The sequence below is a fragment of the Spongiibacter sp. UBA1325 genome (genome assembly GCF_002306875.1).
Lineage (GTDB): Bacteria > Pseudomonadota > Gammaproteobacteria > Pseudomonadales > Spongiibacteraceae > Spongiibacter > Spongiibacter marinus.
Genome location: NZ_DBTD01000008.1, coordinates 2,667 through 7,595, shown reverse-complemented (window position 1 = coordinate 7,595; position 4,929 = coordinate 2,667). Strand labels below are relative to the sequence as shown.

Here is a 4,929-nt window from a genome sequence, read left to right as displayed (position 1 = left end):
GCTGCTGTCGCCCTGCGGGCGGCTGCGGCCCCGTAGGCGCTGTAAGCGCAGCTCGTTGAGTGCGCGTTGTTGGGCGCTGAGATTTTGCTGTTTTAGCTGCTGCTCGATATGGGCGATCCAGCCTTCTATGCCTTTGCTTGTTTCTGCGTTGCCGCCATTTAGTTCTGCCAGCAGCTGCTGGTAGAGCAAGGGGGCTTCGCGCAAAATCAGAACATTAAACAGCGACAGGCATTGGCTGAGGTGGGCGGGATCAATCCGCAGTGGCTTGGCCAGGTGTTGGAAGCCGGCCAGCAATGCCATGGGGGAGATGGCGCGGCACAGCCTTGCGCAGGCGTTCTCCAGTTCGTCGTTACCCAGCTGTTGGCTGCGGGCGAGCAGTTGGTCCAGCTTGCTATGCCCGCCCATGCTGTAAGGGCGGGCGGCCCGAATATTGTGCTGCAGGTGTCGCGAGAACAGTCGGTAGGCTTCGTCTTGACCGCTGCGGATATGCCGTTGCTGCGTCAGTAGGGCCTGCTGCTCGTCAGGGTGCTTGCTCGTTAATGCGCGGCGGTGAAAATTGTCTTGGAGGCGCTCCAAATAGCGGTACAGATGGTCGTCAAACCACCGGCTGGTCAGCGAGCTCATTGTCGCTATCACTGTATCCGCTTGTTTTGCGTCCATGGGATGGGGCGCGTCCTTTATTGTCAGCGAGCACCGGTATGAGTGCGGCTTTCACATTACTGCAATGTACCATAGATTGAAAAATGGCCACTTGTCACCACGGCTATTTTTTCTCAAAGCATGAACAATGTCTAATAACACTGTGTCGCAGTGCGAGGTTTTCGTGTAGACACGCGGCTGGCTGGGGCTTACGGTTTTTCGGCAAGAAGGACGGCCCGCTTGGGCGCAGGGTGGCCCTCGGCGGTTAGCTGAGGGTTGTCGGGGTCCAAAAAATCCGCCAGGGAGTGAAAGCGCATCCACTCTGTGCGTCGCTGCTCGTCCGTGGTGGTCTGTGCAACATCAACTACCCGGATATTTTTGAATCCGGCTTTACTGAGCCAGCTTTCTAGCGTGGCCGTGCTGGGCAGGAACCAGACGTTGCCCATCTTGCTGTAGCGGCCTTCGGGAACCAGGCATTCGCCGAGTTGGCCGTCGATGATTAGGGTTTCCAGCACGAGCTCTCCACCGCTGACCAGTGCTTCTCGCAATTGTATTAGGTGGTCGAAGGGGGAGCGACGATGATACAAAATCCCCATTGAGAATACGGTGTCGAAGGCCGCCAGTTTTTCCGGCAGGGCCTCAATGCCCATCGGCAGCACCGCGACTGATGGGTCTTGCAAATAGTGTTGCAGGGCAAAGTATTGCACGACAAACAGGGGCGTGGGGTCGATGCCGACGACCAGCTCTGCACCGGCGCCGCGCATTCGCCAGCAGTGGTAGCCGCTGCCGCAGCCCACGTCTAAAACGGTTCGTCCGGCGAGGGGGGCAATATGGTCTTTGAGGCGCTCCCACTTCCAGTCGCTGCGCCACTCTGTATCGATATGCACGCCAAAAAGCTCAAAGGGCCCTTTTCGCCAGGGGTGCAAGCCCATCAGGGCCTCGCGCAACTGCTCGCTTTGTTGCGGGGTGATGTCGCCGCGCGCGCCCACGCGCGAGGTGTTCATATCAATGGTGCGTGAGGTGAGCTCGGGGAGTGCGCTCAGTGCTTGCTGCCAGCGGGGCAGGTCACCGTAGCGTTTGGGGTTGAGGCCCGCGTCAATCTGGTCTGGCAGTTGGTTTGCCCAGGCGGCGAGGTTTTCGTTGCCCGCAAGTTTACTGAGGAAGGCCTGGTAGTTCATCCGCGGGTGGCTCATTTTACGGCAACCATCGAGGCAAAATTAAAACACTGGAACCAGACGTCCACACTGGTGAAGCCACAGTTTTTTAGGCGGCTTTGGTGTTGGCTCAGCGTCTCGGGAATAAGAACGTTCTCCAGTGCGCTGCGCTTTTGTGCGACTTCCATTTCGCTATAACCGTTGGCGCGCTTGAAGGCGTGGTGAAGGTCGGTGTTTAGCTCCTGCAGGTGGGGGTCGGCAAAGCGGATCTTCTCTGACAGGATCAATACGCCGCCGGGGCGCATGGCGTCGCTGATGCGCTGACACAAGGCATTGCGCTCAGCCTCAGGGACAAACTGCAGCGTAAAATTGAGTACGACAACCGACGCATTGCGTATCTCTGTTTCCTGAATGGATTCGCAGCGCAGGTGGATGTCGGTATTGGACTGCTGACAGTATTCACGGCAGCGCTCGATCATTGCAGCCGAGTTATCAACACCGATCAGCTGGATATTGCGCCCCTGAGTTTCCCGCGCCATGGCGAGCGAGCTGGCGCCGAGTGAACAGCCGAGATCGTAGCAGTTGCTCTCTGGTTGAGCATAGCGACCGGCCATTACGCCGGTCATGGCAATTATCGTCGCGTAGCCCGGGACCGATCGTTGAATCATATCCGGGAAGACCTCGACAACTTGCTCGTCGAAGGCGAAGCGCTGCAAGGCTTTGTGAGGCCTTGCGTAAATGGTGTCTGATTTGCTCATGGGCGGGCGCTGAATAAAGATGGCGATTTTAGCACAGTGCCGGTGAATTGCTCAGCGCTGCCACGCCTGTTAGTAGCTCCAGCGTGCGCCAAATTCGTAGGAGCTTAGATCAAGCTTGTCGTAGTCCCTCACGCGAAAGGAGAAGCCGATATCCGGACGAGGGTGGTACAGCGTTTCGAAGATAAAGGTGGTGTCGTCATCAACCACAACATTGTGTTCCCCGGCTTCCAACGTAAGGCGCCAGCGTGCATTGATATCGTGGCGTACACCCACTTTATATTCCCAGCCGCGTTGATTGGGTCGGCGGCTCTGAGAGTCCATCTCGTGGCGGTCGGCACCGATCAGCACTGAGGTGCTGTTGTTAAGATAGTAGTGAGCGCCAATGCCGTAGGTCCACCACCCATCTTGAATAACGCCTCGCGGCATATAGGTATCACCATCGTTGTAGCGGGCGTGTACGTGGAAATAGTCAAACGCCTCGGCGCTGGCGAGAAAGGTGAAGTTCTCCTCTTCTTCGTAAGGCCCCCAATCAGTGCTTTGGTAAGCGAAGGCGGCTTCAAGGTAGGAGTAATGGCGGGGCTCAGCCTGAGCAGCCGACGAAAGTAATACAATTGAGCACAGCAGGGTGTACAGGATATGCGGTCGTAGCATGGGGTGTTCCCAGAAGGTCCAATGGATATTGGCTGGGAAGTGTACCAGCTTGCCGAGGCATTGTTAGCCCCGGCAAGTGGTTTTAGCTGTCGTCTGGAAACCGCTTATGGTGGTGTGACGGTCTGATTCACACTGGCAAATGCGCGGGAGATGACGCCTTTAGGCGTGGTGACTTCCACGCTGAACGTTCCTTGCCCGGCTTTGCTGCCCTGTTTAATGCGAAACGCGAATACCGCGGGCCCCTGAGCGTTCGTGGACAACATGGTCTCCTGCGCTGGGCCGCTAATCGTGCCTTGGTCGGTTTCTACCTTGATGGTGGTGCCAGCCGGAGGTACTTGGCCATTGATGTCGGCAATGCTTACCACCACGGTTGCCGTACCGCCGTCTAAGTTAACGCTGGCTGGGCTGAGGTTAACGTTGAAACTTGAGCCGGAGAGAACGATAACAATGCTTTCGCGCAGGGTTACCCGTTCCGAGTTTGTATCACAGTTGCTGGGGCCTTTGCACAGCAGGCCATTGTACTTGCCATTGGCACCGTCATAGTCGCCTTCGTTGTCCTGGTCGATATAGGGCTCGGTGTTGGCGTCGAACACTCCGTCTTCGTCTTCATCCAAAAAGGCTTCAGGTAAGTCAGTAAAGGTTTCAGCGTCGTCGTATTGGCCGTTGGACGGGTTGGCGTCGACAAAGCTTTCCTCGCCAACCGCGGTTGCCAAAATAGTAACGCGGCCATCAGCGGGGCGTGGTTGCTGAGATGTGAGCTCCACTGAGCAGGCGCCGCCGGTAGTGGTGCAGCTGGGCTGAACAGAAGCACCTTCAGCGCGGAAGGTGATTGCCGTGTCGTCGGGCACGGGGTTGTTAAAGCGGTCAGCGGCGCGGATGGTTAGCGTAGTTGTTGTGCCATCGTAGGCCAGGCCTTCGATATTCAGAATGGAGGCGCTTAGCGAAAAGCTGTTTTGATCCGGGATGCCCGTGGTAACAGCCAGTGCTGATGACTGCGCGGTGCTCTCAATGCTGCCTTGAGTTGCCTTGGCGCTAACGCTAACGGTGGTGGCAATGGTGCCCGCCGTTACCGTTGTAGAGGCAATACCGTTGGCGTCGGTAATATCCTGAGTCGTGCTCAAGCCAATGCCGCCGGTAGTATTGTTTAGGGTGAAGTCGACAGTTTGATTTTGTACCGGCCCGCCACTGGAGTTGGTGACCTTGAATGACACCACCGACTGCTCGGGAATGGCGCCTGAGCCCTTAATGCCGATAATCTGGGGCGAGGCAGAGACGAAGCCGATAGAACCCAGCGGTGCGGGGGTTGCGGTAAGTTGTACCGACGCGGTGTAGGAATTTCCGCCAATACTGGTCTGCGCAGTAATCACGTCGTTGCCGTCACAGCCTCGGCTGGTGTAAGTGGTGGTAATGGTGCCGGTGGTATTGGCGATATTGTTATCGCTGAGCTCTGATAAGCTCGATGCAATACAGGGAGAGCTAAATAGAACGCTCGCTGCCTCTGTCACCAAGTTCCCATTTTGGTCGATAATCGACACACTAAGCGCCGCGCTTTGGCCCGCTTCCAGGCTGCTGCGGTTGGTGGAGATTGTTCCTGCGCTGAAGCTTCCACCTGATAATGCACCAAAACGGTACTCAGTGGTGCCAGTGGTTTGGCCCGAACCGCCTGTTCCTGATGAGCCGCCACCGGGGGTCAGGCTGGGGCCGCCATCACTGCCGCCTCCGCAAGC

5 protein-coding genes are annotated in these 4,929 nt (G+C 57.1%); all 5 read right to left on the bottom strand.

What is annotated here, in order from left to right:
* Positions 1–660: hypothetical protein (locus tag B3K78_RS08460; protein WP_286695107.1), on the bottom strand; the 660-nt coding region annotated here is incomplete at its 3' end.
* 188 nt (positions 661–848) lie between these two features.
* The gene (gene cmoB, locus B3K78_RS08455; protein WP_286695106.1) at positions 849–1,832 is read right to left on the bottom strand and encodes a tRNA 5-methoxyuridine(34)/uridine 5-oxyacetic acid(34) synthase CmoB; all 984 of its coding nucleotides are present in this window, start codon (positions 1,830–1,832) and stop codon (positions 849–851) included.
* Positions 1,829–2,551, bottom strand: coding sequence for a carboxy-S-adenosyl-L-methionine synthase CmoA (gene cmoA, locus B3K78_RS08450; protein ID WP_204997243.1), 723 nt, complete (start codon positions 2,549–2,551; stop codon positions 1,829–1,831). Before cmoA ends, cmoB begins: the two co-directional genes overlap by 4 nt.
* 69 nt (positions 2,552–2,620) lie before the next feature.
* A complete protein-coding gene (locus tag B3K78_RS08445; protein ID WP_204997244.1) occupies positions 2,621–3,202 on the bottom strand; it encodes a putative outer membrane beta-barrel protein in 582 nt (193 codons plus the stop codon).
* Positions 3,203–3,306: 104 nt separating this feature from the next.
* A partial coding sequence (locus B3K78_RS08440; RefSeq protein WP_286695105.1) for an Ig-like domain-containing protein occupies positions 3,307–4,929 on the bottom strand: 1,623 nt, incomplete at its 5' end.